Origin of the sequence: Kribbella sp. CA-247076 (assembly GCF_050942445.1) — a bacterium.
Classification (GTDB): Bacteria; Actinomycetota; Actinomycetes; order Propionibacteriales; family Kribbellaceae; genus Kribbella.
The window spans coordinates 1,942,146-1,968,003 of record NZ_CP192051.1 but is presented as its reverse complement, the minus strand read 5'-3'; the positions used below and the strand labels follow the sequence as shown (position 1 = coordinate 1,968,003).

26 protein-coding genes are annotated in these 25,858 nt (G+C 70.5%); 20 read left to right on the top strand and 6 right to left on the bottom strand.

Translation table 11 applies throughout. The features are described 5' to 3' along the window. Positions 1-8: 8 nt before the first annotated feature. On the bottom strand, positions 9-545 hold the full coding sequence (locus ACQPYZ_RS09525) for a GNAT family N-acetyltransferase (RefSeq protein WP_433167078.1): 537 nt from the start codon (positions 543-545) through the stop codon (positions 9-11). A 72-nt stretch (positions 546-617) separates the two neighbouring features. Here ACQPYZ_RS09525 and ACQPYZ_RS09520 point away from each other — a divergent pair, with 72 nt between their 5' ends. Together ACQPYZ_RS09520 and ACQPYZ_RS09515 are read left to right on the top strand one after the other, a co-directional pair. After that, complete coding sequence (locus ACQPYZ_RS09520) at positions 618-3,398, top strand: helix-turn-helix transcriptional regulator (RefSeq protein WP_433167077.1); 2,781 nt, start codon at positions 618-620, stop codon at positions 3,396-3,398. A gap of 139 nt (positions 3,399-3,537) precedes the next feature. Beyond that, positions 3,538-4,278: a hypothetical protein gene (locus ACQPYZ_RS09515; RefSeq protein ID WP_433167076.1), complete on the top strand. Its 741-nt coding sequence runs from the start codon at positions 3,538-3,540 to the stop codon at positions 4,276-4,278. A 22-nt stretch (positions 4,279-4,300) separates the two neighbouring features. Here the strand turns inward: ACQPYZ_RS09515 and ACQPYZ_RS09510 are convergent, their stop codons facing one another. After that, positions 4,301-5,002 carry an alpha/beta fold hydrolase gene (locus ACQPYZ_RS09510; protein ID WP_433167075.1) on the bottom strand — a complete coding sequence of 234 codons (702 nt, stop codon included), beginning with the start codon at positions 5,000-5,002 and terminating at the stop codon, positions 4,301-4,303. 262 nt (positions 5,003-5,264) lie between these two features. Between ACQPYZ_RS09510 and ACQPYZ_RS09505 the strand changes: the two genes are divergently transcribed. Further along, positions 5,265-6,173, top strand: coding sequence for an NADP-dependent oxidoreductase (locus ACQPYZ_RS09505; RefSeq protein WP_433167074.1), 909 nt, complete (start codon positions 5,265-5,267; stop codon positions 6,171-6,173). A gap of 42 nt (positions 6,174-6,215) precedes the next feature. Here ACQPYZ_RS09505 and ACQPYZ_RS09500 read toward each other — a convergent pair whose 3' ends face one another. Beyond that, on the bottom strand, positions 6,216-6,854 hold the full coding sequence (locus ACQPYZ_RS09500) for an aspartate/glutamate racemase family protein (protein WP_433167073.1): 639 nt from the start codon (positions 6,852-6,854) through the stop codon (positions 6,216-6,218). A gap of 86 nt (positions 6,855-6,940) precedes the next feature. Here ACQPYZ_RS09500 and ACQPYZ_RS09495 point away from each other — a divergent pair, with 86 nt between their 5' ends. Genes ACQPYZ_RS09495 through ACQPYZ_RS09485 form a run of 3 tightly spaced genes read left to right on the top strand, consistent with a single transcriptional unit; the run spans position 6,941 to position 9,701 of the window. Next, positions 6,941-7,702, top strand: coding sequence for a DeoR/GlpR family DNA-binding transcription regulator (locus ACQPYZ_RS09495; protein ID WP_433167072.1), 762 nt, complete (start codon positions 6,941-6,943; stop codon positions 7,700-7,702). Beyond that, positions 7,699-9,000, top strand: coding sequence for a 3-oxo-tetronate kinase (gene otnK, locus ACQPYZ_RS09490; RefSeq protein WP_433167071.1), 1,302 nt, complete (start codon positions 7,699-7,701; stop codon positions 8,998-9,000). The genes ACQPYZ_RS09495 and otnK overlap by 4 nt, the downstream gene beginning before the upstream one ends. Continuing rightward, positions 8,997-9,701: a class II aldolase/adducin family protein gene (locus ACQPYZ_RS09485; RefSeq protein WP_433167070.1), complete on the top strand. Its 705-nt coding sequence runs from the start codon at positions 8,997-8,999 to the stop codon at positions 9,699-9,701. Before otnK ends, ACQPYZ_RS09485 begins: the two co-directional genes overlap by 4 nt. 43 nt (positions 9,702-9,744) lie before the next feature. Here ACQPYZ_RS09485 and ACQPYZ_RS09480 read toward each other — a convergent pair whose 3' ends face one another. Together ACQPYZ_RS09480 and ACQPYZ_RS09475 are read right to left on the bottom strand one after the other, a co-directional pair. Next, entirely contained in the window at positions 9,745-10,413 is a 669-nt protein-coding gene (locus ACQPYZ_RS09480) for a class F sortase (RefSeq protein WP_433167069.1), read from the bottom strand. Beyond that, positions 10,410-11,087 carry a DUF4142 domain-containing protein gene (locus ACQPYZ_RS09475; protein ID WP_433167068.1) on the bottom strand — a complete coding sequence of 226 codons (678 nt, stop codon included), beginning with the start codon at positions 11,085-11,087 and terminating at the stop codon, positions 10,410-10,412. The genes ACQPYZ_RS09480 and ACQPYZ_RS09475 overlap by 4 nt, the downstream gene beginning before the upstream one ends. Before the next feature lie 138 nt (positions 11,088-11,225). Here ACQPYZ_RS09475 and ACQPYZ_RS09470 point away from each other — a divergent pair, with 138 nt between their 5' ends. The 5 genes from ACQPYZ_RS09470 to ACQPYZ_RS09450 all read left to right on the top strand — a co-directional run bounded on the left by ACQPYZ_RS09470 (position 11,226) and on the right by ACQPYZ_RS09450 (position 15,816). Beyond that, positions 11,226-11,411: a hypothetical protein gene (locus ACQPYZ_RS09470; RefSeq protein ID WP_433167067.1), complete on the top strand. Its 186-nt coding sequence runs from the start codon at positions 11,226-11,228 to the stop codon at positions 11,409-11,411. 97 nt (positions 11,412-11,508) lie between these two features. Beyond that, a complete protein-coding gene (locus ACQPYZ_RS09465) occupies positions 11,509-12,330 on the top strand; it encodes a DUF4397 domain-containing protein (protein WP_433167066.1) in 822 nt (273 codons plus the stop codon). Then, complete coding sequence (locus ACQPYZ_RS09460) at positions 12,327-12,974, top strand: sortase domain-containing protein (protein WP_433167065.1); 648 nt, start codon at positions 12,327-12,329, stop codon at positions 12,972-12,974. The genes ACQPYZ_RS09465 and ACQPYZ_RS09460 overlap by 4 nt, the downstream gene beginning before the upstream one ends. A gap of 50 nt (positions 12,975-13,024) precedes the next feature. Continuing rightward, positions 13,025-15,097: an MMPL family transporter gene (locus ACQPYZ_RS09455; protein WP_433167064.1), complete on the top strand. Its 2,073-nt coding sequence runs from the start codon at positions 13,025-13,027 to the stop codon at positions 15,095-15,097. 53 nt (positions 15,098-15,150) lie between these two features. Next, positions 15,151-15,816 carry a fasciclin domain-containing protein gene (locus tag ACQPYZ_RS09450; RefSeq protein WP_433167063.1) on the top strand — a complete coding sequence of 222 codons (666 nt, stop codon included), beginning with the start codon at positions 15,151-15,153 and terminating at the stop codon, positions 15,814-15,816. A gap of 51 nt (positions 15,817-15,867) precedes the next feature. On the opposite strand, the gene ACQPYZ_RS09445 is transcribed toward ACQPYZ_RS09450, so the two are convergent. Next, positions 15,868-17,145 carry an NAD(P)/FAD-dependent oxidoreductase gene (locus tag ACQPYZ_RS09445; protein WP_433167062.1) on the bottom strand — a complete coding sequence of 426 codons (1,278 nt, stop codon included), beginning with the start codon at positions 17,143-17,145 and terminating at the stop codon, positions 15,868-15,870. 71 nt (positions 17,146-17,216) lie between these two features. Here ACQPYZ_RS09445 and ACQPYZ_RS09440 point away from each other — a divergent pair, with 71 nt between their 5' ends. The 9 genes from ACQPYZ_RS09440 (at position 17,217) to ACQPYZ_RS09400 (ending at position 25,852) form a co-directional block, all read left to right on the top strand. Beyond that, entirely contained in the window at positions 17,217-18,101 is an 885-nt protein-coding gene (locus tag ACQPYZ_RS09440; protein WP_433167061.1) for a MerR family transcriptional regulator, read from the top strand. A 205-nt stretch (positions 18,102-18,306) separates the two neighbouring features. Next, entirely contained in the window at positions 18,307-19,398 is a 1,092-nt protein-coding gene (locus tag ACQPYZ_RS09435) for a polyprenyl synthetase family protein (protein WP_433167060.1), read from the top strand. A gap of 22 nt (positions 19,399-19,420) precedes the next feature. After that, a complete protein-coding gene (gene crtI, locus ACQPYZ_RS09430; RefSeq protein ID WP_433167059.1) occupies positions 19,421-20,947 on the top strand; it encodes a phytoene desaturase family protein in 1,527 nt (508 codons plus the stop codon). Continuing rightward, positions 20,944-21,888 carry a phytoene/squalene synthase family protein gene (locus tag ACQPYZ_RS09425; RefSeq protein ID WP_433167058.1) on the top strand — a complete coding sequence of 315 codons (945 nt, stop codon included), beginning with the start codon at positions 20,944-20,946 and terminating at the stop codon, positions 21,886-21,888. The genes crtI and ACQPYZ_RS09425 overlap by 4 nt, the downstream gene beginning before the upstream one ends. After that, a complete protein-coding gene (locus ACQPYZ_RS09420) occupies positions 21,885-22,214 on the top strand; it encodes a lycopene cyclase domain-containing protein (protein WP_433167057.1) in 330 nt (109 codons plus the stop codon). Before ACQPYZ_RS09425 ends, ACQPYZ_RS09420 begins: the two co-directional genes overlap by 4 nt. After that, on the top strand, positions 22,211-22,564 hold the full coding sequence (locus tag ACQPYZ_RS09415; RefSeq protein ID WP_433167056.1) for a lycopene cyclase domain-containing protein: 354 nt from the start codon (positions 22,211-22,213) through the stop codon (positions 22,562-22,564). The genes ACQPYZ_RS09420 and ACQPYZ_RS09415 overlap by 4 nt, the downstream gene beginning before the upstream one ends. After that, positions 22,561-23,292 carry a class I SAM-dependent methyltransferase gene (locus ACQPYZ_RS09410; RefSeq protein ID WP_433167055.1) on the top strand — a complete coding sequence of 244 codons (732 nt, stop codon included), beginning with the start codon at positions 22,561-22,563 and terminating at the stop codon, positions 23,290-23,292. Before ACQPYZ_RS09415 ends, ACQPYZ_RS09410 begins: the two co-directional genes overlap by 4 nt. Next, complete coding sequence (locus ACQPYZ_RS09405; RefSeq protein ID WP_433167054.1) at positions 23,292-24,827, top strand: hydroxysqualene dehydroxylase; 1,536 nt, start codon at positions 23,292-23,294, stop codon at positions 24,825-24,827. The genes ACQPYZ_RS09410 and ACQPYZ_RS09405 overlap by 1 nt, the downstream gene beginning before the upstream one ends. Beyond that, positions 24,824-25,852 (top strand): DUF5914 domain-containing protein, encoded by a 1,029-nt coding sequence (locus ACQPYZ_RS09400; protein WP_433167053.1) that lies wholly within the window; start codon positions 24,824-24,826, stop codon positions 25,850-25,852. Before ACQPYZ_RS09405 ends, ACQPYZ_RS09400 begins: the two co-directional genes overlap by 4 nt. Positions 25,853-25,858: the final 6 nt, after the last annotated feature.

Below are 25,858 nucleotides of genomic sequence, written 5' to 3'. Positions count from 1 at the left end.
GTCCTGAGCTACTGGTCGAGGGTGCGGGTCATCCAGACCGAGTTGCCGCGCTCGGCGTCCTCGGTGACGCGGCCGCTGCGGTGGAAGCCGAGTTTCTCGAGCACGCGGAAGGACGCCGCGTTCCACTCCCGGACGGTCGCCCACAGGCGCCGCCGCCCGGTCCCGGCAGCGGCCGCTACCACCGCGCGGGCAGCTTCGGTGGCGTAGCCGTGGCCGTGGGCTCGGCGGGCGAGCTCGTACGCCAGCTCCGGTTCGTCGAACGACGCCTGGCCGACGGTCAACCCGCAGTACCCGATGAACTCGCCGGTGTCTCGCCGCTCGATCGGCAGCAGCCCCAGGCCGGGCGCGGCCGCGAGCGGATTGTCGACGAGCCAACCCCGCATCTCCTCCACCGTCGGACGGCCGTCCGCGTCGATGCGCCGGAGCGCGCGCGGATCCCTTTCCAGCCAGAGCCCGCGGTGCTCCTCGGCATCCGACGGAAGCCATCGCCGCAGCCGCAGCCGTTCGGTCACCAACTCAGCCGGCAGGTCCGAGTACGTCGTCATTCCGCCAACTTAACGGGGACGGTCGCTCTGGCCGGTGAATGGTTCTAGCCTCGTGATGGAAGGGGCGGGCTCATGACGGTGGTCGACGGGTCGTACGGCCTTCGTGGCCGGAGTACGGAGGTCGCTCGGTTGGAGCGGCTGCTGGGCGACGTTCGTGCCGGTCAGGGACAGGCGTTGCTCGTTCGTGGTGAGGCGGGGATCGGCAAGTCGGCGCTGCTGAATCACCTGATCGGACGAGCCGACGGGTGCCGGGTCGCCCGCGCTGCCGGGGTCGAGTCCGAGATGGAGCTGCCGTTCGCCGGCCTGCATCAGCTCTGCGGGCCGATGCTCGATCTCGCCGGACGGCTCTCACCGGTGCAGCGGGAGGCCCTGGAGGTCGCGTTGGGCCAGCGGGCGGGCGGCCCGCCGGACCGGTTCCTGGTCGGTGCGGCGACGCTGACCCTGTTGACGGAAGCGTCCGTGGCCCGGCCACTGCTGTGCGTCGTCGACGACGGCCAATGGCTGGACCAGGCCTCGGCGCAGGCGCTGACGTTCGCCGGCCGGCGGCTGTTCGCCGACCGCGTCGGCGTGGTCTTCGGCCTCCGGGATCCGGTGACCCTGCCGCAGTGGCAGGGCCTGCCCGAACTGGTGGTCGGTGGCCTCGCGGACGACGCCGCGAAGTCGCTGCTCGACGCGGTGATCCCGGGCCGGATCGACGCCCATGTGGAGGCCCGGATCGTGGCCGAGACGCGGGGCAACCCGCTGGCCCTGATGGAACTCCCGCGCGGGTTGACCGCCGCCGAACTGGCCGGTGGGTTCGCGCGGCCGGACGTCCGGCCGCTGGCGAGTCAGCTCGAGCAGAACTTCGCCCGGCGCGTCCGCGCGCTGTCGCCGCAGACGCAGTGCCTGCTGCTGACCGCGGCCGCCGAGCCGATCGGCGACGTGCCCCTGCTCCTGCGGGCGCTGGCGATTCTCGACGTACCTCTGAGTGCGGCCGAGGCCGCGGAGGCGGCCGGGCTGATCGAGTTCGGGGCGAAGGTCCGGTTCCGGCATCCGCTGGTGCGGTCCGCGACGTACCGCGCGGCCACCGCGGCCGACCGCCGGACCGTCCACCGCGCTCTCGCTGAGGCCACCGATCCGGCGGTCGATCCGGACCGGCGAGCCTGGCACCGCGCACACGGAGCCGCCGGTCCGTCGGAGGACATCGCCGAGGAACTCGTCAGGTCCGCCGAACGGGCGCAGGGCCGGGGTGGTGTCGCGGCCGGAGCCGCGTTCCTGCAACAGGCGACCGAGCTCACCCCGGCCGCCGACCAGCGCGCGATCCGGGCCTTGGCGGCCGCCCGGGCCACCTTGGAGGCAGGCGACTTCGCGACCGCGCTGCGGCTGCTCCTCACTGCCGGCGAAGGCCCGCCGGATGCGCTGAAGGAAGCGCACATCGATCTGGTCCAGGCACAGGTCGCGCTCTTCTCCGGCCGTACGGCGGAGGCGGCGTCGCTGCTCGTCGCGGCCGCTCACCGGTTCGAGCCGCTGGACGCCGACCTTGCCCGCGACACCTACCTCAACGCGATGTCGGCCGCGCTGCTCGCCGGACGGCTGGCCGGGGACACCGGGCTGGTCGAGGTGTCCCGTGCGGCCCGGACCCTGCCCAGACCGGACCTCGGCCGCAAGCGTGATCTCGTGCTGGAGGGCTCGGTGGCGTTCTACACCGACGGATTCCCGGCGGCGGTGACGCGAGCCGTGGACGCGATTCGGGCGTTCGTCCACACGCAGGGACCTCCGGATCCCGAAGACGTGCGGTGGCTGGGTCATGCCGGCGTGCTGACCGTGCACCTCTGGGACAGCGAGAACTGGGACGTGCTCACGCGCCGGAATCTCCAGATCGCGCGTGACCTCGGCCAGCTCACCGAGCTTCCGTGGGTCCTGCACCACCGGGTCTACCTCAGTCTGTTCGCCGGTGAGATCACGGCGGCCGAGGCGCTGAGCGCCGAGTCCCGGACCATCATGGACGCGACCGGGGCCGCGATGGCGCCGTACGGCGAGATCTGTGTGGCCGCGTGGCGTGGCCGGTCGGAGGACACGTCCGCGCTGATCACCAGCTGCGCGGAGGATTCCGAGGCCCGGGGTGAAGGTCTCGGCGTGACCCTGGCCAACTTCGCGAACGCCGTGCTCCTGAACAGCCTGACGAGATACGGCGAGGCTCTGGCGCCGGCCCGGGCGGCGACCGCCTACCCGCCCGAGCTCGGCATCGCCAGCTGGGCCCTCCCGGAGCTGGTCGAGGCTGCAGCGCGCAGCGACCGGCCGGACCTGGCGGCCGACGCCCTCGACCGGTTGAGTGTGATCGCGCAGGCATCCGGCACGGACTGGGCGCTCGGCGCGCTCGCCCGGTCGAAGGCCTTGACCGTCACCGATCCGTCGGCCGCCGAAACGGCGTACCAGGAAGCCGTCCGGCGACTCGGCCGGACCGGCCTGCGGATGGAACTCGCGCGGGCCCACCTGCTGTACGGCGAATGGCTCCGGCAGAAGGGTCGTCGTCAGGACGCCCGCCGGCAGCTGCGGACGGCGTACGAGCTGTTCACCACGTTCGGAGCCGACGCCTTCGCCGACCGGGCCGCGCACGAGCTGGCGGCCACCGGGGAGGCGATGGAGCAACGCACCGCGACGGCCCGCGACATCCTGACCGGCCAGGAGGCCCACATCGCCGAACTCGCCCGCACCGGCCTGACCAACGTCGAGATCGGCGCGCAGCTCTTCCTCAGCCGCCACACGGTCGACTGGCATCTCCGGAAGATCTTCACCAAGCTCGGCATCACCTCCCGGCGACAACTCCAAGCGGTCCTGACCGAGTCCGCAGTGGGTGACGGCTACACAAGGTAACTACATCGGGTGGAGATCGTCCGGTGTTACAGCAACCCTATCTGGCTGCAGAATCGTTATAAACAAAGCATTATGGAGGAACTCCAAAGCTGCGGACGGGTCTTGCCAAAGCTTCGGGCAGGCCTCACAGTTACACCCTGTGAGGCACATCCTTAACTCCGTCAAGCCGAGCCGGCGCCAGCTCATGCTCGCCGGCGCGGCCGCTGCCACGTCCGTGGTGGTCTCCACCCAGACCGCCCACGCCGCGAACCCGTACGGGTCGGGCGCCCTGCTGGACTGGTCGACCTTCGGCCGGGCGATCACCAGCGAGGCGGCGGTCAAGGCCGTCGTCGCCAAGGACGGGGTCCTCATGTTCGGCGACAGCATCGCCGTACAGGACGGCAAGGCGCTCGCGACCCGGCTGCTGGGCCGCACCGGCGACACCTTGGCCGTGCACAACTGGGCCGGACGCCCGACCGCGCCGGCCGTCGACGCGCTCCAGAGCTGGGCGACGAAGTACGGGCTGCCGCGCCGGATCCTGATGGCCACCGGCACCAACGACATCTTCAACCCACCCGTGTTCGCCGCCCAGATCGAGCGGACGATGAAGATCGCCGGCCCCGACCGGGCCGTGATCTGGTGCAACATCCAGGTCGCCCGGACCAACCAGCCGGTCTCCGTCCAGCTCGCCGACCAGCGCAACACCGCCTGGATCAACGTGCAACTGTCCGACGCGCAGAAACGGCACCCCAACCTGCGCATCGTCCGCTGGGCCGAGTGCCTCGCCGCCAAACCGGCACGGCTCACCATGTACCTGCGCCAGGGCATCCACACGACCGTCCCCTACGGACAGGACGCCCGCAACGAACTCATGGTCCAGGCCCTGGCCGCAACCAAGTAGGCGTTGGCCGGCGTTGGTGCGGTCAGCCCGCCGCTTGCTCGATCAGGTCGGCGGTGATCGTCGGCTCGGAGATGAGGACGGCGTGGGAGGCGCCGTCGACCGTGACGACGGTTCCGCGCGCCCGCTCGGCCATGAACTCCTGCGCCACAGGCGGGATGTTCTTGTCCGCGGTCGGGATCAGGAAGTACGAGCGGATCGACTGCCAGGCCGGCGTACCGGTGAGCTGGTCGAAGACCCGGTTGTTGACCGGCCGCTGCGCCACCGCCGCCAGCCGAGCCTCCTCCGCGGGTACGTCGGCCGCGAACTGCTGCCGGAACAGGTCCTGCCGGACGCGTGCCGCGGTCGAGCCGTCGGCCAGCGGGATCTGCTCGAGCGTCTCGCCGAGCGTGCTGCCCGGGAACTTGTCGAGGATGTCGTTCACCTTCTCGCCGGCGTCCGGCGCGAACCCGGCGACGTACACGAGCGCCTTGACGTTCGGGTTGCCGGCCGCGGCGTTGGTGATCACCGCGCCGCCGTACGAGTGCCCGACCAGGACGACCGGGCCGTCGGTGATGTCGAGGACCGACTTCACGTAGTCGGCATCGCCTTGCAGGTCACGCAGCTCGTTCGGTACGGCGACCACGGGATAGCCGTCGCGCTGGAGCTTGGCGACCACGCCGTTCCAGCTGGACGAGTCCGCGAACGCACCGTGCACGAGGACGATCGTTGGCTTCGAAGTGGACATGGATGACTTTCCTTTCTCGGTTCGGGTTCGGCGCCGGGCGCGGGACCACGTCCCTCGTCGGCTCACGACCCACGATCCGTCCGGCGATCCCCCGTCGCATCCGTGCCGGTCACTGGGCCACACCCTGGAGTCCGGGCGGCCGTGCTCCGGGAACGCGTCGCCAAGTGGCCCATCGGAAACGCCGTCGAATGGCCCACCGGTCGCGGGCCACGTCTGCGTAGGGTCGGGTCGTACCCCCACCACGACCACGGCAAGGACCCTCATGCGTGCCATCACTGTCCAGGACCGCGAGGCCGACGGCTACGGGCTGTCCCTGACCGAACTGCCCTACCCCCACGCCGCCGAGAACGACGTCATCGTGCGGGTCCACGCCGCCGGCTTCACCCGCGGCGAGCTGGACTGGCCCGGGACCTGGACCGACCGCGCCGGCCGCGACCGCACCCCGAGCGTCCCCGGCCACGAAGTGTCCGGCGTGGTCGCCGAGCTCGGCTTCGGCACCACCGGTCTCACGGTCGGCCAGCGGGTCTTCGGGCCGACCGACTGGACCCGCGACGGTTCACTCGCGGAGTACGTCGCTGTCGAAGCCCGCAACCTCGCTCCGCTCCCCGCCGACGTCGACCACGTCGCGGCGGCCGCTCTTCCGATCTCCGGTCTGACCGCCTGGCAGGCGTTGTTCGACCACGCTCGTTTGCAGACGGGCCAAACCGTGCTCGTCCACGGCGTCGGCGGGTCCGTCGGCTCGGTCGCCGTACAACTGGCCCGCGAAGCCGGAGCCCACGTCGTCGGCACCGGCCGCGCCGCCGACCAGGACCTGGCCACCTCCCTGGGCGTCCACGAGTTCCTCGACCTGGACGCGGACCGACTCGAGGACGCCGGCGACGTCGACGTGGTCCTCGACGTGCTCGGTGGAGAGATCCGCGACCGCTCCACCAAGCTGGTGCGCCCCGGCGGCACGCTCGTCACCATCGCCGATCCGCCCACCGTCCACCCCACCGACGGCCGGGCGATCTTCTTCATCGTCGAACCCAACCGCGAACAACTGACCCAACTCGCCACCCGCCTCCGCGACGGCCGCCTGACTCCCCTAGTCACCACCACCCAAGACCTCACCGACGCCCCCACCGCCATCACCACCCGCACCAGAGGCAGAACCATCATCACCGTGAAGTGAACGGTGGGCAGGCATCGTCGACCGGTCGCGGTCGGAGGTGGTTCAGTGGAGGGCTGCTACCAGGGCGGCTGCCCCGCCGGGTGGTGAGGTGAAGGTGGGGGTGTTGAGGTTGGCGACGGCTTGGGCCATTGAGGCTTGGGCGAGGACGATTGCGTCGGCCTCGATGCGCTCGACCGCGGTTCGGATCAGCTCGTCGTGCTTGGCCTGGTCGCCCGCCGCCCGTGCGTCCGCGGCACCCTCGATCACCGTGGCTTCGACCGTGACGCCGTGACCGGCGGCAGCGCGCTCGATGAGCCGGCCCGTCGGGCCCAGCGTGGCCTCGAGCGTCGCCAGCACCGCGATCCGACCGCCGTCACCCGCAGCTCGTACGGCGTCCGCGGCCATCGGCGCGTCGACCCTGAGGACTGGTACGTCGACCGCGTCCGCAGCAGCCTCCACCGCTTCACCGATCGACGAACACGTGACGAGAACGGCCCCGGCGCCGTCCGCGGCCAGGTATTCGACGTGGCGCCGTACCCGATCGAAGACCGCTTGGGTCACGCCGTCCCGGATCGCCGTCGCGAGCAGCTCCGGATCGGCGACGTGCACCTGCTGCAGGGATCCGTCGTGCTGCGCTACCAGCTCCTGGAACACACCCGCCAAGGCAGGCACGGTGTGGAGAAGTCCGACACGAGAGGTCATGAGGTCCAGTTTGTTCGCATTCGGACAACTTCGCAATTGATGTTCGAAGATTGACATCGGCACGCTGGGTTCGATTGAGTGGACGCGTGCGATACGCGGGCGCCTCGGCGCGACGTGCGGAACTGGTACGCCGGCTGACGGCCGACGGCTACATCTCGTCGGCCGGCCTCGCCCTCGAGCTGGGCGTCTCGGAGATGACGATTCGCCGCGACCTCAGGCAGCTGGATCTGGACGGGCTCGCGCGCCGGGTGACGGGCGGCGCCAGCCTGCCGACCGCGGGCGGCGGAGAGCCGTTCGACCAGCGCGACCGCGCCTCGACGAGGGAGAAGCGGGCGATCGCGGCCGCATGTTCAGAGCTCTTGGCCGACGTGTCGACCATCGCACTGGACGCGGGTACGACGGTTGCGCCGCTCGCCGGCCTGGTCCCGAGAGGTGCCACCGTGGTGACCCACTCGATGCCGGTGCTCAGCACCTGCACAGCCCGCGACGACGTCGAGCTCGTCGCGCTCGGTGGCACGTATCAGTCGGACACCCGGTCGTTCACCGGCCCGGCGACCGAGGCCGGCCTCGCCAGTCTGTCGGTCGACGTGGCGGTTCTGTCCGCAACTGCTGTGGACAGCTCAGGCCTGTTGTGTGCCAAGCCGTTGGACGCGAGCATCAAGCAGCGGATGGCCGCGGTCGCAGTGTCGACAATCCTACTGGTGGACAATCGGAAGATCGGCGAGCGAGCTCCGATCAGGTTCGGCACGCTGGAGCTGGTCGACGTGGTCGTGACCGACAGCGGCGCGACCGCCGAGCAGCGACGGCTCCTGGGCAGCGGCGGCGCTCGGGTGGTGGTGGCGTCATGACGGGTCCGCTGCTGGGGGTCATCGCCGATGACCTGACCGGCGCGTGCGACCTGGCTGGTGGCGTCGCGAACGCCGGCCTTCGGACCTCGGTCACCCTTGGCGTCCCGACCGAGCCGATCCCGGCGGACGTCGACTGCGTGGTGGTCGCCCTCAAGTCCCGGACCGTCGAGCCCGCCGTTGCCGTCGCGGAGTCGGTCGCGGCAGCGCGGTTCCTCCGGGGCGTCAGGGTCCTCTATCAGAAGTACTGCTCGACGTTCGACTCGACTGATCGAGGCAACATCGGTCCGGTCGCGGACGCGCTCGTCGAGCTGAGCGGTCTGGATGCGATCAGCGTCGGTACACCGGCCACGCCGCAGGTCGGACGTACGCAGTACCTCGGGCATCTGTTCGTCAACGGTCAACTGCTCTCGGAGTCCTCGCTGCGGAACCACCCGCTCACTCCGATGACCGACCCGGATCTGGTGCGAGTGCTGGGTCGGCAGACGCGTCACTCTGTCGGGCTGATCGACCACGCCGTCGTACGCCGTGGTGCGAGGGCGATCGTGGAGGCGATCGCGGCTGAGCGGAGCGTCCACCTGCTGGTCGATGCGACCGATGATGCCGACTTGGACCAGGTGGCGGCGGCGATCCTGCGGCTGCAGCGACCGGTCGTGGTGGGTGGGGCCGCTGGGCTCGCGGTCGCGCTCGCGCGCCAGTCGATCGCGGGGTCTCGTCATCCGGTGAGCCAGCCGGTGGAGCCAGCTGCGATCGAGGCCGGGCCGCGACTGATCATCTCCGGCAGCGGATCCGAGCGCACCCGCGAACAGGTCGCGGCCTTCCGCGGACCGATCGTCGCCGTGGATCCGCTGGAGTTGGCCGCCGATGCCTCTACGTTTGCGGGGCTGGTGAAGCAACTCGAGGAAGCAGTACGACGGAACGCCGCCGACAGATCCGATGCGGTAGCAACGTCCCCCACCGTGTTGCTCTCGGCAACGGCTTCTCCGGAGGACGTCAGGCGGGTGCAGGACGAGCTGGGTACGGAGAAGGCAGCCGCCCTCGTCGAGGATGCGCTGGCACGACTGGCGGTCCTGGCCGTCGACGAGCTCGGCGTACGGCGAATGATCGTGGCCGGTGGTGAGACGTCAGGGGCCGTCGCGGCGGCACTCGGGGCGTCGACGCTGCACATCGGTGCGTTGGCAGCGCCCGGTGTGCCGTGGACGGTTGCGAGCGTTCGCGGTCGGCCGGTGGCTCTCCTCCTGAAGTCCGGCAACTTCGGCGCCCCAGACCTCTTCACCACCGCCTGGAAGACCGCACCATGACAGAACACCACAACACCCGCCGGCTGGCCGAGCCGCAGGACGCGCCGGACGATCGGCGGTTTGCGGACGTGCGGGAGCGGGTTGTGGAGGCTTGTAGGTATCTGGCCGGTGCGGGCCTGTCGCCGGGGAGTTCTGGGAACGTGAGCGTTCGCGTTGGTGATCAGGTGCTGATCACGCCGACCGGCTCGGCGCTGCGTCGGGCCCGGCCCGAGGAGCTGGCGCAGGTCACCCTCGCCGGCAGATCTCTCACCAGCTCAGGACCTTCCGTCGCCTCCGGGGGTGTGCCTTCGAAGGAGTTGGGGGTTCATCTTGCGGTGTATCGGCGGCGGCCGGAGGTGAGGGCGGTGGTGCATCTGCATTCGCCGTACGCGACGGCATGCGCTTGTCTGGTGCCGGATGACGATGGGTTCGCTCAGTTGCCGCCGCTGACGCCGTACCGGGTGATGCGGTTGGGCGATGTGCCGGTGGCGCCGTACGCGCGGCCTGGCACCCGTGAGCTCGCGGACGGGATCGAGCGGCTGGCTGCGGAGCATCAGGTGATCCTGATGGCCAACCACGGCTCGGTCGTCGCCGGCGAGTCGCTGGACGCGGCCGTCGAGCTGGCGGAGGAGCTGGAGGCTGTCGCCCAGCTGACCCTGCTCCTGCGCGACCGGCCGCACGCTCAACTGACGCAAGACCAAACAGTTGCCCTCCGCAAGTAGCTGACACATGGGTCGCTGACGGTCGACCGATTCGGGGAGCTTGTTAGCCGACAGGTACGGCGTAGGCGGCGATGTTGTCGGAGTAGCCGCGGCCAGGGTGGAAGGTGCCACCGCAGGTCAGGACGACGAGGCGGTGGGTCGTGGTCTGGTCGAAGAGGTCGGCCGGGAGTCGTTGTCTCGGGAAGCTCCGCATCGCGACGACCTGGTACGTCGTACGCCCGGATGCTGTGTCGACGAAGAGCCGGTCGCCGCGTCGGAGAGCGCTCAGGTCGTACAGGGCGCCCTGGTTGCCGTTCTCGTCGTCGACGTGGCCGGCGAGTACGACCGTGCCGCGGCGTTCACCTGGTTGCGCTCCGCCGATCCACCAGCCGACCTGGTGCGCCGGCGGCAGGACCAGCGACCGGTCCGCGCGGACTCCCACCGGCACGACCTGAGCGTCTGCCCCGATCGCGCCGGACCACACCCGCACCGGCATCCGATCAGCAGCCGGCACCACAGTACGACGAGGTCCGGAAGCGGTGGCACGACGCTGGGCCCGTGTAGAACCTGCAGGCGGTTCGCTGACGGCGGGCGGGGTGGTGGTGCCGAGCGCGGTGGACGTGGGCACTTCGCCGTACTCGGGCTGATTGTTGCTGTGGGTCAGCACGGCCCCGGTCGCGGCCAGTAGGAGACCGACCGCGACCAGGATGCTGCTGCCTCGGGTAGAAGTCACCCGACGGTACGGCGACGCATCGCCAGGACGAGTCCCCCGGCGATCAGCAGACAGCCCAACCCCATCAGGACGGCCGGGACCTGGTGACCGGCGCTCGCCGCTACGCCGGACAGCCCACTGTGGACGGACGCCGGAAGTCCCATCGCCTTCGCCTGCGCCATGAACATCTCGTGGTGCTTCATGATCACCGGCGCCGAATCGGCAGCCGCCTTCTTCACGGAGGCGTCGGTCCCGTTGCTCAGCTCCTTCTCCCCGAGCGCCATCGCTGCGGCGTGACCCTTGAGTTGACCGGCGACGAACATCGCGTCGAACTCCTCGCCGGATGCCTTCGACAACTGCGCCTGCATCGCCCGCTGCTCGGCGTTCGGTGTGGCCGGCAACGACACCCGCACCGACGCGGCCACCTCGCGCAGCGCCGCGTCCAGCGCGGTGTGGTCGGCGACCAGCATCGCCCCGAGCTCCTTCACCTCGGCACTCTGCCCCTTGGCCTGGGCCAGTTTGCCGGTGGCGATCTCCGCCAGGTTCGACTGATGCGCGCCGGCCAGGAACGCCCGGTCCGTCGGCGACAGCGCCGTACTCCGCGCCTCCGCCGTGCCGACCCCGCCGGCAACCACCACCAAGGCGGCGACCGCCACCAGGGCACACCGCCGGAACACGACCATCACACGCGACATGGGAATCCTCCCGTCGAGGGAAATTGAGCGGGCCCTGGTACCCACCGCCCTCGGCTAATCACCTGACCGGCTGCATCACTTTTGCATGAGTTCACACTGGGTACAACATCGCCACCACCCACCCCCGAAAGGCTGATCATGAACGCTGCCGCTGCCCCGGACCGAGACTGGAGCGAGGACGAGGTTCACCGGTTGCACCAGTTGGCGCAACTCGCGATCCCGACCCAGGTCATCGGGCTCAAGCTGGCTCGCACACTGGACTCCGTCGTCGTCAAGGCCGGTCAGCTCGGCCTCGAGCTGCCCGCCACCCACACGACTCCCTGACCCGAAAATCCGAAGTTTTGCAAAAGTGATGCATCCGGTGCGCGACCGCCGACGGAAGAACAGGCACCAAAGCTCGATTCCCCGAGGAGGGATTTGCATGTCTGTCCGTCGATACGTCGCCCTGGCAGCGACAGGTCTGCTCGCCGCCGGTGTGCCCGCCGTCGCGGTGACATCCGCTCAGGCCAAGCCGACGGCCGATGCTCACGTCTCGGTACTGCACGCGGTACCGGGCGCGACCGTCGACGTCTACGCGAACGGCAAGGCCCTGCTGACCAACTTCAAGCCCGGCACTCTCACCGACCCGGTCCGGCTGCCCGAGGGCAGCTACGACCTGAAGGTGACGGCGGCCGGCCAGACCGCGGCGCTCATCCAGGCCAACGACGTGGACGTCCCCGGTGGCGCCAACATCACCGTGGTCGCGCACCTCAGCGCCGCCGGCAAGCCCGTCCTGACGCCGTACGTCAACGACACCTCGAAGCTCGGCGCGGGCCAGGCCCGGATCACCGTCCGCCACGACGCGGCAGCGCCCGCGGTCGACGTCCGGGCCGGCGGCAAGCCGGTGTTCCGGAACCTGGCGAACCCGAAGGAGGCGAAGGCCGACCTCCCGGCCGGCACGGTCAAGGCCGACGTCGTCCTGGCCGGCACCTCGACCGTCGCGATCGGCCCGGCCGACGTGAACCTGAAGGAAGGCACCAACACGATCGTCTACGCGTGGGGCAGCGCGAGCGCCAACAACCTCAAGCTCGCCGTCCAGACGATCTCCGGCCTGCACGGCAACCCGTCCGGCGTCCCCGGTGGCACCGGCGGCCAGGCCGCCTCGGCCGACACCCCGCTGTGGCTGGTCGGCGCGCTCGGCTTCCTGGGCCTGGGCGTCGTCGGCGCGGGTACGGCGGCAGTCCGGGCGCGCTCGAGGTCGTGACGATCCACCGTCGTGCGGCCACCCTCGTGGTGGCCGCACTGGCCTTCGTTGTGGCGGGCTGCGGTGCCCCCGCCGAGCCCGAACGGGCCGAGACCACCCCCAGCCCTCCGCCCTCGGCCACGGCGGCAACGCCCACCCCGAGCAGCAACAGCAGCATTCCGACCCGGGCGGCCGACCTGCCGACGGCCGAAGCGCCACTCCCCTCGCCGTCCCGGCTGATCGTCGAGGCGGCGGCACTGGACATCCCGGTGCGCCCGGTCGGCGTGGCCGAGGACGGCCAGATGGAGTTGCCGGCGAACCCGGCCCTCATCGGCTGGTACCGCTTCGGCCCCGGCCCGGCCGACGACCAGGGCACCGTCGTACTCGGGGGACATCTGGACAGCAAGGAGTACGGCGTCGGTCCCCTGGTCCGGCTCCGGCGCGTGGAGGCGGGCGACCTCATCACCGTGCGCTCGACCGACGGCTCGACCAGCCGCTACCGGGTACGGCGGGTCGAGGACATCGCCAAGCGGAAACTGCCGGTCGACCAACTCTTCGCCCGTGAGGGGCCACGCGTGCTCAAAGTCGTGACCTGCGGCGGCCCGTACAACGAGGCCACCGGCGGCTACCGCGACAACCTCGTCGTCACAGCTGTCCCTGCCTAAAGGATCGGAGTGCCACAGTGCCCGGATCGCCCTGGTACCTGAGGTCCAGGATGGCCGCCTTCCTCGTTGTCGTGGCGGGGATCGTCTTCACGGCGGTGGCTCTGCTCGTGCCGACCGCGGACCAGGCAGCGCCTCGCTCCGGCACCGGGCTGGGCACCTCCGCGGAGTCTGCGGAGGTCGAACGACTCCGCGCCCAGCTGCCCGACACGGACTCCTCGTCGGCGCTCGTCGTCTTCAGCCGGTCCGACCAGGCGGCACTCGGCCCCGCGGATCGTACGGCCGCCCAGGCGAAGGCCGGCGAACTCGGCTCCCGGGTCCCGCTGCAGGTCTCGCCGGACGGGCGGGTCGCGCTCGCGATCCTGACCCTCCCGGCGCCCGACGAGGCGACCGGCGAGGCGGCCGACGGGGCGACCGACGACGAGGCCACCGCTCAGAAGGTCGACGAGATCCGCGCAAAGTTGACCGGCCTGCCGGATGGGATGACGGCCGACGTCACCGGACCGGCAGCCTTCACCACCGACCTGACGCGGGTGTTCGACGGCGCGGACGCCCGCCTGATCCTGGTGACGGCTGCCGTCGTCGCCGTACTGCTGCTGCTCACCTACCGAAGCCCTGGTCTGGTCGTCATCCCTCTCCTGGTCGTGGGCCTGACCGAACAGGTCACGCGCGGGGTGTCCGAGCAGGTTCTCGCCAGGCTCGGCATTCCTGGCGGCGGCGCTGTGGCCGGCATCGTCAGTGTGCTCGTCTTCGGTGCCGCGACCGACTACGCCCTCCTGCTGATCGCCCGGTATCGCGAGCAGCTTCGGACCTCGGAGCGACCGCTCGACGCGATGAGAGTCGCCGCACGCCGGGTCGCCGAACCGATCCTGGCCAGCGGTGGCACGGTCATCGGCGCGCTCGCCCTGCTCCTGCTGGCGAGCACCGAGACCCTGCAGGGCATCGGCGTGGCGTGCATCATCGGCATCGCGTTCGCGATGGTGTCGGGACTGGTCATCCTGCCGTCGGCGCTCGTTCTCTTCGGCCGCCGCATCTTCTGGCCGTTCGTCCCGCGTGTCGGAGATCCCGTCACCGAGGGCAAGCTCTGGGGACGGCTCGGCCGTGGAGTCGCCCGGCGACCGGTCACCGTGCTACTGCTCTCCACCTTGTTGCTGGCCGGGTTTGCCGTGGGCACGTTCGACGTACGGACAGGGCTCGCGCAGAACGAGCAGTTCCGGGTGGAGCCGGAAGCGGTCCGCGGTGCGAAGGTCCTGGCGCGGGCGTTCCCGGCCGGCGCCACCGAGCCGGTGGTGGTCATCGGTCCCGCAGAGAAGGCGGACGACATCGCCCGGGCGGTGACCACGGTTCCCGGCGTCGTCGACGTACGGCCAGGAAGTCGTGACGGCCGGCTCGCGCAGTACGACGTGGTGCTGGAGGCTCGGCCTGGAAGCGAGGAGTCGTCGGCCACGGTGCGCGAGCTGCGCGACCGGCTCGACCAGGTCGACGAACGCGTCCTGGTGGGCGGTGGACCCGCCGAGAGCGTGGACGTGCAGCAGGCGGATCGGCGTGACCGGTTGCTGATCATGCCGTTGATCCTGCTCCTCGTCGGCCTGGTGCTGGTCGCGGTCCTGAGGTCGATCCTGGCCCCGTTGTTGCTGTTGGCAACTGTAGTCGCATCGTTCTTCGCCAGCTTCGGCGCGAGCTGGCTGGTGTTCGACCGCGTTCTAGGATTCCCGGCGCTCGACGGGTCGGTCGTCCTGCTGTCGTTCCTGTTCCTGGTCGCGCTCGGCGTCGACTACAACATCTTCCTCAGCACCCGTGCGCGCGAGGAGGCCTTCGAGTCCGGCACCCGCGAGGGCATGCAGATCGCGCTGCGCGCCACCGGTGGCGTGATCACCAGCGCGGGCCTGCTGCTGGCCGCTGTCTTCGCCGTCCTGGGCGTCCTGCCGCTGATCACCTTGACCCAGGTCGGCGTGATCGTCTGCGTCGGCGTACTGCTCGACACTCTGCTCGTGCGGACGGTCGTCGTTCCCGCCCTTGCGTTTCTCCTCGGCGATCGCTTCTGGTGGCCGTCCGCCAGCCGAGGGCAATCCGCCGGAATCCCTGACCAGACAGCGCATCCGGCCCCAGCAGTCGCAGAGAAGTAGTTGCCAAGAGCAGCGGCAACGAGGCTGCTGCCACCCGTCCGAAAGGTTGTCCGATGCGCACCATCACCCGACGCCTGACCCGCTACCTGGCCGCCGGCGCGGTCGCCGTGGGAATGCTCTCGACCAGTGTCATCGCCACCGCGGCGCCGGCCGGCGCCACCCGCCCGGAGGGAACGAAGAGCCTGGCCGCCGTACTCGCGGCCGACGGCGACACCTTCGACCGCAGCTGGAGCGACTACGACGTCCTCACGCAGGCGGTGGGCGCCGTACTCGCCGCGAAACCGAACAGCCCGGTCAAGGTGCTGGCCGACGGGACGGTCCGGCTGACGGCGTTCCTGCCCAGCGATCGTGCGTTCCAGCGTCTCGCGAAGGACCTGACCGGCACGAAGTACCGCACCGAGTCCCGGCTCTTCGACGCGCTGGCCAAGGCGCTTGGCGTGGACACCATCGAGTCGGTCCTGCTCTACCACGTCGTCCCCGGCGCCACGATCACCAGCAAGACCGCACTGCGATCGGACGGCGCCAAGCTCACGACCGCTCTGTCCGGCGCCACCATCACGGTCGACGTGATCAACAAGCGCTGCCGCCTGATCAGACTCATCGACGCTGACCGGAACGACGCCAACCCGTTCGTCAACCCGTGGGCCCTGGACCTCAACAAGGGCAACCGGCAGATCGCGCACGGCATCACCCAGGTACTGCGTCCGCTCGACATCTGAGCGCCCGTCGCGGCCATGCGGCTGCTGGACCGCATGGCCGCGACGACTCCTTCACGGAGCCGATGAGGCGCCCAGGGCGTGGGCGATGGCGGTCGCCGCGCGGCGGCCCGAGACCAGCGCGCCCTGGATCGAACTGGTGTCGCGATGGTCGCCGCAGACGTAGATGCCGCCATCAGTCCGCACCGGCTTCGTCAGCGGATGCACAGGGGTCATCCGCGGCAGAGCCCTGGTGATCCGGTACTCCGCCAGCAGTTCCCATCCCGCGGTCGAGGTCTGGTACAGGTCCGCCAACGAGGTCAGCACCTGGTCGACCGGCAGCGGATCTCCCGGTGCGGATGCGACGACGAGGGCGCGGCCGGGTGGCGCGTAGGCCGATGAGACCTCACTCATCACCGCCGTGTTCAGCAACGATCGGCCCGAACCGTCGAGCAGCAGCACGGGCCGACCGACCGGCGCTTCGGGCGCGGCGAAGTACCAGGTGCATACCTGCGACCACTGCGGAGGCTCAACCCCCGGCGCCAGCTCCGCCGCGGTCGACCCGTCGGTCGCGACGAGTACGACGCGAGCGGAGATCGGCTCGGTCTCACCGTCCAACCGGACCCGATGCGCGTCGGCGTCGACGACCCGACGCGTGGTCCGGATCGCGTCGGCGGGAAGGCGGGCGGCGAGCAGCTTCGGCAGCTCCTCCATGCCGTTCGCCGGCACGGCCGCGCCGCCGCGGAGGAAGCAGCGCCAGACGAGGTGGAACAGTCGCGAACTCCCGCCCAGCGCGGGATCCAGGAAGACGCCGGCCACGAACGGCCGGAGAATCTCGTCGACGGTTTCGTCCGAGAGTCGCCAGCGGTCGAACTCACGGCGCGTCTCCCGATCGGTCGCCGTCCGCACGCCGCCCGCGGGGACGAAGGCGTCACGGGCCGAGAAGGCGGCGACCGCGGCCGCATCGAACGGGCGGCTGACGGCGAACCGGGCCAGCTGCGCCAGGGCTTGCGGCCGTCGCCAGGACAGCTCGAGGTCCCAGCGGGTGTCCTTGCCCTGCGCGATCACTCCGCGGGTGAAGTAGCGCAGGTCGAGACTGCTGAGATCGACCGCCCGAGGCAGCTCGGGATAGGACGGGAGCAGCACCTGGAAGCCCCGGTCCAGCCGGAAACCGTCCAGCAAATCGGTCCGGACCCGGCCGCCGATCCGGTCGTCCGCCTCCAGCACGAGGACGCGGAGGCCGGCATCGTTCAGCCTGTTCGCGGCGGCCAGTCCGGCCAGCCCTGCGCTGACGACCACGACGTCCGCGTCGTCCATCAGTACCTCCGGTTCCGCCAGTCCGGCCGTGCCCATCGGATGACTGCAGGGTAGCTGCCGAGGGCCCTCCGGGTGGGTGGACTGGGAAGTCGTGCCATCGTTGGTCCATGGGTGCGTCGGTCGGTGAGGTCGAGCGGGCGGCGACTGTGCTGCCGGTGGGGCAGGTGGCGAGGCTGCTGGGGATCCCCGCCGTGACGCTGCGCACCTGGGACGCCCGCTACGGTGTCGGTCCGTCCGCGCGGACGTCCGGGCTGCACCGCCGGTACACGCCGTGGGACATCGACCGGCTGCGCCGGATGCAGCGCCTGATCGCCACGGGGATCGCGGCCGGTGACGCGGCCCAACTGAGCCTCCGGGAGAGTACGCCGCCCACCGCCGAGGGCCTGGACCGGCGGATCGTCGAGCTGGCCGAGTCGGTCTCCGTGGCCGAGCTCGCAGGTGTCCTCGACGACCACCTGATGACACATGGTGCGGGGACGACGTGGACGGAGCTGGTCTCGCCGGCCTTCCGGATCCTCGGGGAGCGCTTCGACAGCGTCGGCGACTGCACGGACATCGAGATCCTGCTGGCAGACGCCGTACAAGCAGCGGTCGAGCGCTACCTCGATCGGCGCGTGCTGACGTCGGGTCGCGGCCGTCCGGTGCTGCTCGTGCAGTGTCCGGAGGAGCGCCACACGCTGCCGTTGACGATGCTCAGAGCGGTCCTGCTCGAGCTCGGCCGGCCGGTCGTGCTGCTGGGTCCGGGGAGCACCGAGCAGGCGGTGATGCAGGCGATCGCCCGGTCCGATCCGCGCGTGGTCGTCCTCTGGGCGCTGGTCCGCCGCGCGGGCCAGCTGCGCCTGCGCAACCGCATCGAGGCCGCCGGTTGCCAGGTCCTGCTCTCCGGCCCCGGCTGGCCCGCCTCGGCGGACGCGCTGAACGACCTGCCGTCGGTCGTCGACCGGCTGACAAAACGCCGCCGGCCGGCGCGGAAGCAGCCTCCGAGGGGTTAGTACCGACCCGCTGGGGTACCGGCGCGCTGCACATGCCTGCTGCTAGCAGCGCCGGCCGGACGCTGGCGCCTGCCCGAGAGGCACCCGAGCGATCGGTGCATCGGTTGTGCACAAGTTTTTCGCTACTCCCTGAATCCGCCGCGGGGTCCCGGACGGAAGGACTGGACGAAGGATCGTCATATCCGCATCACGTGGTGGAGGTCGTGTGCACACATCCGCAACCGATTACGACCGGGTCAGCGCCTGGTTCCGCGGCCACGCCGACGACAGCCGAGCGCGTGTCGTCGAGTTCACCGACCGGCAGGCGGCCGAACACTTCACCGTCCCGCACGCCGACGTCCTCGGCTCGGTGCTGACCGGCTTTGTTACCCGCGGTAAGTACGTGCGCTCCACGTTCGCCTATCTGGGCTGGCGGTGCGGTCAGCCGGACGATCCGCGCGCCGCGCAGGCGGCCGCCAGTCTCGAGCTCCTGCACGCCTTCGCTCTGATCCAGGACGACGTGATGGACGACTCGGCGGTACGACGCGGCGCCCCCGCGGTGCACGCGCAACTCGAGACCTGGGCGGCCGGCCGCGAATCCGTCCGTCAGCCCGGTGCGTTCGGACGGTCGGCCGCCGTACTGCTGAGTGACCTGTGCCTGATCTGGGCCGAACGCATGCTGCGGGAGGCGGACCTGGGTCCCGCAGCGATGGCCCGCGGCTGGCGGGTGTACGACCTGATGCGGGCGGAGCTGGCCGTCGGCCAGTTCGGTGATCTGCTCAACGAGGCGTCCGCCCACCCGACCCTCGACGACGTGCTCGACGTCGCCCGCCGGAAGTCGGGCAACTACACGGTCCGGCGGCCGCTCGAGCTCGGCGCCGCGCTCGCCGGCTGTTCGCCCGCGATCACCGCCGCCCTCGGCCGGTACGGCGAGGCCATCGGGGAGGCCTTCCAGCTGCGCGACGACCTGCTCGGCGTCTTCGGCGACCCGACGGTGACCGGCAAGCCGGTCGGAGACGACCTGTTCCAGGGCAAGGCGACCACCGTCATCGTCGCCGCCCGTGAACTGGCCCAGGATCGCCTCGCCACCGAGCTCCGACGGCTGGCCGCCCGCCGTCCGGAGCACGCCCAGGAGCGCGTGGAGTGGGTTCGTCAGTGGCAGGACGTGATTCGCGAAAGCGGCGCGGAGAAGTGGGCGGAGGAGGCGATCGCCGCGAGAGTCGATCGCGCCCTCGCCGCGCTGCGTCCCGCGGTGACCGGGTTCGCCCGCGACGCGCTCGTCGTACTGGCCGATCAAGCGACCCGGCGCAGCGCATGAGCACCGGCGAACGAGGACGGCGATGATGCGCCGGGTCTCCGGCCGCACGGACCGCGTCGTGGTGGTCGGTTCGGGATTCTCCGGCCTCGCGGCGGCGGCCCACCTGGCCGGCCGCGACCGGCAGGTCGTGGTCCTGGAGCGCGGCAAGGTGCCCGGCGGCCGGGCCGGCCGGCTGATGAAGGACGGCCATCGCTTCGACACCGGGCCGAGCGTCATCACCATGCCCGACGTCATCGAGGACGTGTTCCAGGCGATGGGCCGGTCCAGCGAGCAGTTGCTCCAGCTGACCGAGCTCACACCGGCGTACGACGCCCGGTTCGCCGACGGCAGCTCCTTGCTCGTGCACCGCGACGAGGAGCGGATGTACGACGCGATCAAACCGTTCGCCGGGGTCCGGAATGCCGAGGGCTACCGACGGATGCGGGCCTGGCTCGAACGGCTGTACCGCGCCGAGTTCGACCGGTTCGTCGCCGCGAACTTCGACTCGCCGCTGTCGCTGCTGACCCCACAACTCGCGCGCGTCGCGGCATTGGGTGGCTTCCGGCGGCTGGACCCGGTCATCGCCGGCTTCATCGACGACGAGCGGCTGCGCCGGGTCTTCACGTTCCAGTCCCTGTACGTCGGCCAGGCGCCGTACGACGCCCTGGCTCTCTACGCCGTGATCACCTACATGGACACGGTCGCCGGCGTGTACTTCCCGTCCGGTGGAGTCAGCCGCCTGCCCGACGCGCTCGCGGAGGCAGCGACGGACTGTGGCGTGGAGTTCCACTACGACGCTAACGTCCGGACACTGGAGAAGATCGGCGACCGCGTGACCGCGGTCATCACCGAGGACGGACGACGCTTCTCCTGCGATGCCGTCGTTCTGACCACCGAGCTCCCCGTCAGCTACGACCTGATGGGCATCGCGCCGCGCCGGCCGGTGCCGCTGCGCGCCGCGCCGTCCGCGGTCGTCCTGCACGCCGGCGTGAACCGGGAGTACGCCGACGTCGCGCACCACACCATCTCTTTCGGGGCGGCGTGGCGGAAGACATTCCAGCAACTGATCCGGGACGGCGAGCTGATGTCCGACCCGTCCCTGCTCATCACCCGGCCGACCGCGACCGACCCGCAGCTCGGTCCGCCCGGCCGCGACACGATCTCGATCCTGGCGCCCGTGCCGAATCTCGCCACGGCGCCCGGCCTCGACTGGGAGACGCTGGGCGAGCGGTACGCCGACGAGCTCGTGGCCCTGGTCGAGCAACGACAGCTCCCGGGACTGGCCGACGCCGTCACCACCCGGCACCTGATCACACCGGCCGACTGGGCCGCGCAGGACATGGTGGCCGGAACACCCTTCGCGTGGTCGCACAGCTTCTCCCAGACGGGACCGTTCCGCCCGGGCAACCTCCCGCGGCAGACCGAGAACGTCGTCCTCGCCGGTGGCGGGACTGTACCGGGAGTCGGCGTACCGACGGCTCTGCTCTCCGGGCGGCTCGCCGCGGACCGCGTCACCGGACCGGTCCGGACCGCCGACCGATCGAAGCTCAGAGCCGGAGGCAACAGATGAAGACCGCAGAGCTCACCGCCGCCGGCATCCAGGATCCCTTCCTGGTCCGGTCGTACGTCAGCTGCCGGCGCCTGAACGCCGAGCACGGCAAGACCTACTACCTCGCGACCCGCATGCTGGCGCCGGAGCAGCGGCCCGCGGTGCACGCCCTCTACGGGTTCGCCCGGTTCGCCGACGACATCGTCGACGTACCCGACCCGCAGGCGACCACGCAGGACATCGCCGACGCCCTGCTCGGGATCCAGGAGCGGCTCAGCGCGGGCCTCCAAGGCGGCGGCAGCGACGACCCGATCCTCGCCGCGGTCGTCGACACCGCGCGGCGGTACGAGATCGATCCGGGTCTGTTCGACGACTTCATGACCTCGATGCGGATGGATCTGACCGTCGAGGAATACCCGACCAGATCGGACCTGTACCGCTACACCCGCGGCTCGGCCGAGGTGATCGGTCTGCAAGTCCTGCCGGTGCTGGGAACGGTCGGCCGCCAGTCCGACGCCGCGCCCGCCGCGGCCGCGCTCGGTCTCGCGTTCCAGCTGACGAACTTTCTCCGCGACATCGCCGAGGACTTCGAGCGTGGACGCATCTACCTGCCGTTGGACGAGCTCGCCGCCCACGGCGTGGATCGCGACCTGATCGGCTGGTGTCTGCGCAATGGATGCACCGAGCAACGAATCGTCGCGGCCCTGCGCGAGCAGATCGCGCTGACCCGGGAGATCTACACCGTCGCCGAGCGAGGTATCGACCAGCTCGCGCCGCGGTCGAGACCGTGCGTGCGGACGGCGTACGTCCTCTACTCGGAGATCCTGCAGCGGATCGAGGCGGCCGACTACAACGTCTTCGCGCGGCGGGCGCGCGTCACCACCAGCCGGAAGCTGACGGTGGGCGGCGCGGCCCTGGTCCGGGCCCTATGGGTACGCCGACGAGCGGGAGGTGCCCGGTGAATCACCTGCAGTACCTGATCGTGATGGGCTTGTGCGTGGCGATCACCCTGCCGCTGGAACTGCTGGGAGCGCGGGTGTACCGCAGGCCGCGGCGTTGGGTGCTGGCCCTGCTCCCGGTCGTCACGGTGTTCCTGATCTGGGACGCCATCGCGATCGCGGCCGGCGTCTGGGGCTACGACGCCGCCTATCTGACCGGGATCACGCTGCCCGGCAACATTCCGCTGGAAGAGTTGGTGTTCTTCGTCGTCGTCCCGACCTGCGGGCTGCTCACCTACGAGACCGTGACGCTCATGCTCGGCCGCTGGAAGGCCCGGGACACGGCATGAGAGGACTCGGATACACGCTGCCCGCCGTACTGTCGGTCGTCGCCGTCGTGCTGCTGGAGCTCCGGTGGCTGCGGACGGGTCTGTTCCGGCGGCCGGCGTACTGGATCAGCATGATCATCGTGTTCGGCTTCCAGATCCCGGTGGACGGCTGGCTGACGAAGCTGAACGCTCCGATCGTGCTGTACGCCGACCGGCACACCGTCGGCGTGCGCTTCCCCTGGGACATCCCTGTCGAGGACTTCGCGTTCGGCATGTCTCTGATCACGGCGACGCTGCTCGTGTGGGAGTACCTCAAGCTGCGCTCCGAATCCAGGACCAGCAGCGTGGAGAAGAGTGAGGAGCTTCGATGACCGCTGGACTCCCCCGCAGCGAGGTGCCGGCCGCCTTCGATGCCGGTGCGTTCGGATACGACCGCCTGGTCGGCCTGAATCCCGGTTACCACAAGCACCTTCGGCTCAGTGCGGCGCGCCTCGAGCTTCCCGACGGCGGCCGTGGCCTGCGTGTGCTCGACGCGGGGTGCGGTACGGGCGCGTCGACGGCAGCGCTGCTGAAGGTCGCGCCGCACGCGGAGATCGTGGCCTTCGACGCCTCGTCGGCGATGATTGAGCGCGCCCGGCGCAAGGGTTTCCCGGATCGGGTGCGGTTCCTCCACAGCTCGATGGAGGACCTGGATCCGGCCGGGCTCGGCGGGTCCTTCGACGCCGTACTCGCCGCCTACCTGATCCGGAACCTGGACGACCCGGACGCCGGGCTGCGCAAGCTCCGTGGTCTGTTGCGGCCGGGCGGCCGGTTGGCCGTGCACGAGTACTCCGTCGCCGACTCACGTCTCGCCCGTACGCTCTGGTCATCAGTTGCTTGGGGCATCATCATTCCGCTGGGCAAGGTGACGACCCGGGACACGACGCTCTACCGTCATCTGTGGCGGAGTGTGCTGGCCTTTGACGGAGTGTCTGCCTTCCGGCAGCGGATGGCAGCCAACGGCTTCGAGCACGTGACCGAGTGCGGGATGTCCGGCTGGCAACGCGATGTGGTGCACACCTTCCTCGGCACGCGCCCACTCCCAGCGGACGGCGACTGATGCCCGTCCCCCTCGGCCGTGACGCCCGCATCGAGACTCATCGCCCACCGGCCCCGCACAAGGCCGCGGTCCCCGATCGCCGGGTGATCGTCGTCGGTGGCGGGATCGCGGGACTCTCGGCTGCGACCGCACTGACCGAACGTGGGGTCAAAGTCACCCTGCTGGAAGGTCAGCCCTACCTCGGTGGCCGGGTCGCATCGTGGTCGCAGGACTTGCGCGACGGAAGCACTGTGTCGATGGGCCGCGGGTTCCACGCGTTCTTCCGGCAGTACTACAACCTCAGGCAGTTGCTCCGCCGGACGGATCCCGAGCTGCGCCGGCTGGTCGGCGTACCCGATTATCCGCTGGTGGACGCGGAGGGCCGGACGGACACGTTCCGTGGGTTGCCGACGACGCCGCCCTGGAACGCCGTCCTGTTCGCACTGCGCAGTCCGACCTTCGGCCTGCGTGACCTGCTGCGGTTGAACGCGCGGGCCGCGTTGCCGCTGGCCACCGTTTCGGTGCCGGAGGTGTATCGACGACTGGACTCGGTCACGGCGGACGATTTCCTGGCGGCCATCAACTTCCCGTCGGCCGCGCGGCACCTGGCGTTCGAGGTGTTCAGCCGCAGCTTCTTCGCGCCACCGAGTCAGCTGTCCGCTGCGGAGATGGCCCTGATGTTCCATCTCTACTTCCTCGGATCGTCCGAGGGCCTGCTGTTCGACGTGCCCGACGCCGCCTTCGGCCCGGCGTTGTGGGAGCCGTTGGGACGGTACTTGGAGAATCTCGGCGCGGACGTCGCCACGTCGGCCACCGTCGACGCGATCGAGGTGGACGGTCCACGGCGGTTCCGGGTGCATGCGGCTGATCGCAGCATGGACGCGGATGCCGTCGTACTGGCGGCGGACCTGCGCGGGCTTCAGCATCTCCTGCAGCACTCGCCGGACCTGGGACCACCCGAGTGGCGTGAGCAGATGGCGAGCCAGCTCAACGCGCCGCCGTTCCTCGTGCATCGACTCTGGCTCGATCGACCTGTAGACGCGGCGCGTCCAGCCTTCCTGGGTACGGCGGGATGGGGTGAGCTGGACAACGTGTCGGTGCTCGAACGGTACGAAGCCGAGGCTCGTCGCTGGGCTGGTACGCACGGCGGCTCCGTCGTCGAGCTGCACGCGTACTCCGCCGATCCGAACCTGGCCGGAACGTTGGCGACGAGACTCGAGGCGCAGCTGCATCGGGTCTATCCGGAGACCGCGGACGCGAAGACCGTCGACGCCGTCTCGCTCTGGAACGACGACTGCCCGTGGTTCACCCCGGGCTCGTTCGCGGGCCGGCCGCCGGTCAGGACACCGGTCGACGGGTTGGTGCTGGCCGGCGACGGGATCCGGATCGACCTGCCCGTGGCGCTGATGGAGCGGGCCGCGACCACCGGCGTCCACGCCGCGAACCTGCTGCTCGGCGACTTCGGACAGCCAGGCCACGAGCTGTACTCCGTTCCGAACGGACCGAGGATCCGGGGCCTGCACCGGCCCCGCCAACCGGAGAGGGCATCGCTGTGAACCACTTCAGAGATCGCGTGACGCGCCGGATCCGGACCACCTGGCCCGGCAGTTGGCCGGTCCAGTTCCTTCCCCGGGAGGCCTGGAGCCGGCAGGAGCCGACGTACCGCGCAGCCTCGCCCGCGGTGATCGAGTCCGCGGTCAAACGGGCCACGAACCGGGCCTCGGGCAACTGGTTCGTGTTCGCGGCCAGTCGCGAGGTGCGCACGGACAAGCCGCTGGGGATCGTCGTCGCCGACGTGGAGCTCGTTGCCTGGCGCAACGTCGATGGCTCGCTCCGGGTCGGTGAGGGTGCGTGCCCCCACCTCGGTGCGCCACTGGCGCTCGGGGCGATCGACTGCGGGAAGGTGGTGTGCCGCTGGCACGGCCTGGCCGTCGGGGACGACGGCGACCGGACGGGTTGGCGGTCGTTCCCGAGCCACGACGACGGCGTACTGTGCTGGGTCCGGCTCGACGGCGTCGGTGGCGAGGAGCCGACCGATCGGCCGCTCGAGCTCCTTCGGCCCCGCGGTGAGCGGGTCGTCGACGCGGTCGCCACCATGGAAGGGATCTGCGAGCCCGTCGACATCGTGGCCAATCGCCTCGATCCCTGGCACGGCGCGTGGTTCCACCCGTACTCGTTCTCCGATCTCCGGGTCGTCGAGATCCCGGAGGGCGTGGACGATCCGGTGGCGGACCGGTTCCTCGTCGATGTCACGTTCCGGTTGGGCGGGCCGATCGGCGTACCGGTGCGCGCGGAGTTCACCTGCCCCGGACCGCGGACCGTGATCATGCGGATCCTGTCCGGCGAAGGGGCGGGCAGCGTCGTCGAGACCCACGCGACTCCTATCGGCCCCGGCCACGACGGCCGTTCCCGGACCGCGGTGATCGAGGCAACGATCGCGACGTCGGACCGCCCGGGCTTCGTCTGGGCGACCAGAGCCGCAGCCGCCCTCAGACCCGCGATGCGCTGGGCCGCCGGCCGCCTCTGGCAGGACGACCTCGCGTACGCCGAACGCCGCTACACCCTCCGCACCCGGTCGTGACGGGAG

Bases quoted from the DNA above. Each gene is read 5' to 3' on its own strand.
- ACQPYZ_RS09520 (WP_433167077.1), top strand. From the start codon at position 618: ATGACGGTGGTCGACGGGTCGTACGGCCTTCGTGGCCGGAGTACGGAG.
- ACQPYZ_RS09405 (WP_433167054.1), top strand. From the start codon at position 23,292: ATGCCCGTCCCCCTCGGCCGTGACGCCCGCATCGAGACTCATCGCCCA.
- ACQPYZ_RS09525 (WP_433167078.1), bottom strand. From the start codon at position 545: ATGACGACGTACTCGGACCTGCCGGCTGAGTTGGTGACCGAACGGCTG.
- ACQPYZ_RS09505 (WP_433167074.1), top strand. From the start codon at position 5,265: ATGCGTGCCATCACTGTCCAGGACCGCGAGGCCGACGGCTACGGGCTG.
- ACQPYZ_RS09510 (WP_433167075.1), bottom strand. From the start codon at position 5,002: ATGTCCACTTCGAAGCCAACGATCGTCCTCGTGCACGGTGCGTTCGCG.
- ACQPYZ_RS09455 (WP_433167064.1), top strand. From the start codon at position 13,025: ATGGCCGCCTTCCTCGTTGTCGTGGCGGGGATCGTCTTCACGGCGGTG.
- ACQPYZ_RS09450 (WP_433167063.1), top strand. From the start codon at position 15,151: ATGCGCACCATCACCCGACGCCTGACCCGCTACCTGGCCGCCGGCGCG.
- crtI (WP_433167059.1), top strand. From the start codon at position 19,421: ATGATGCGCCGGGTCTCCGGCCGCACGGACCGCGTCGTGGTGGTCGGT.
- ACQPYZ_RS09415 (WP_433167056.1), top strand. From the start codon at position 22,211: ATGAGAGGACTCGGATACACGCTGCCCGCCGTACTGTCGGTCGTCGCC.
- ACQPYZ_RS09410 (WP_433167055.1), top strand. From the start codon at position 22,561: ATGACCGCTGGACTCCCCCGCAGCGAGGTGCCGGCCGCCTTCGATGCC.
- ACQPYZ_RS09425 (WP_433167058.1), top strand. From the start codon at position 20,944: ATGAAGACCGCAGAGCTCACCGCCGCCGGCATCCAGGATCCCTTCCTG.
- otnK (WP_433167071.1), top strand. From the start codon at position 7,699: ATGACGGGTCCGCTGCTGGGGGTCATCGCCGATGACCTGACCGGCGCG.
- ACQPYZ_RS09445 (WP_433167062.1), bottom strand. From the start codon at position 17,145: ATGGGCACGGCCGGACTGGCGGAACCGGAGGTACTGATGGACGACGCG.
- ACQPYZ_RS09485 (WP_433167070.1), top strand. From the start codon at position 8,997: ATGACAGAACACCACAACACCCGCCGGCTGGCCGAGCCGCAGGACGCG.
- ACQPYZ_RS09500 (WP_433167073.1), bottom strand. From the start codon at position 6,854: ATGACCTCTCGTGTCGGACTTCTCCACACCGTGCCTGCCTTGGCGGGT.
- ACQPYZ_RS09475 (WP_433167068.1), bottom strand. From the start codon at position 11,087: ATGTCGCGTGTGATGGTCGTGTTCCGGCGGTGTGCCCTGGTGGCGGTC.
- ACQPYZ_RS09465 (WP_433167066.1), top strand. From the start codon at position 11,509: ATGTCTGTCCGTCGATACGTCGCCCTGGCAGCGACAGGTCTGCTCGCC.
- ACQPYZ_RS09440 (WP_433167061.1), top strand. From the start codon at position 17,217: ATGGGTGCGTCGGTCGGTGAGGTCGAGCGGGCGGCGACTGTGCTGCCG.
- ACQPYZ_RS09470 (WP_433167067.1), top strand. From the start codon at position 11,226: ATGAACGCTGCCGCTGCCCCGGACCGAGACTGGAGCGAGGACGAGGTT.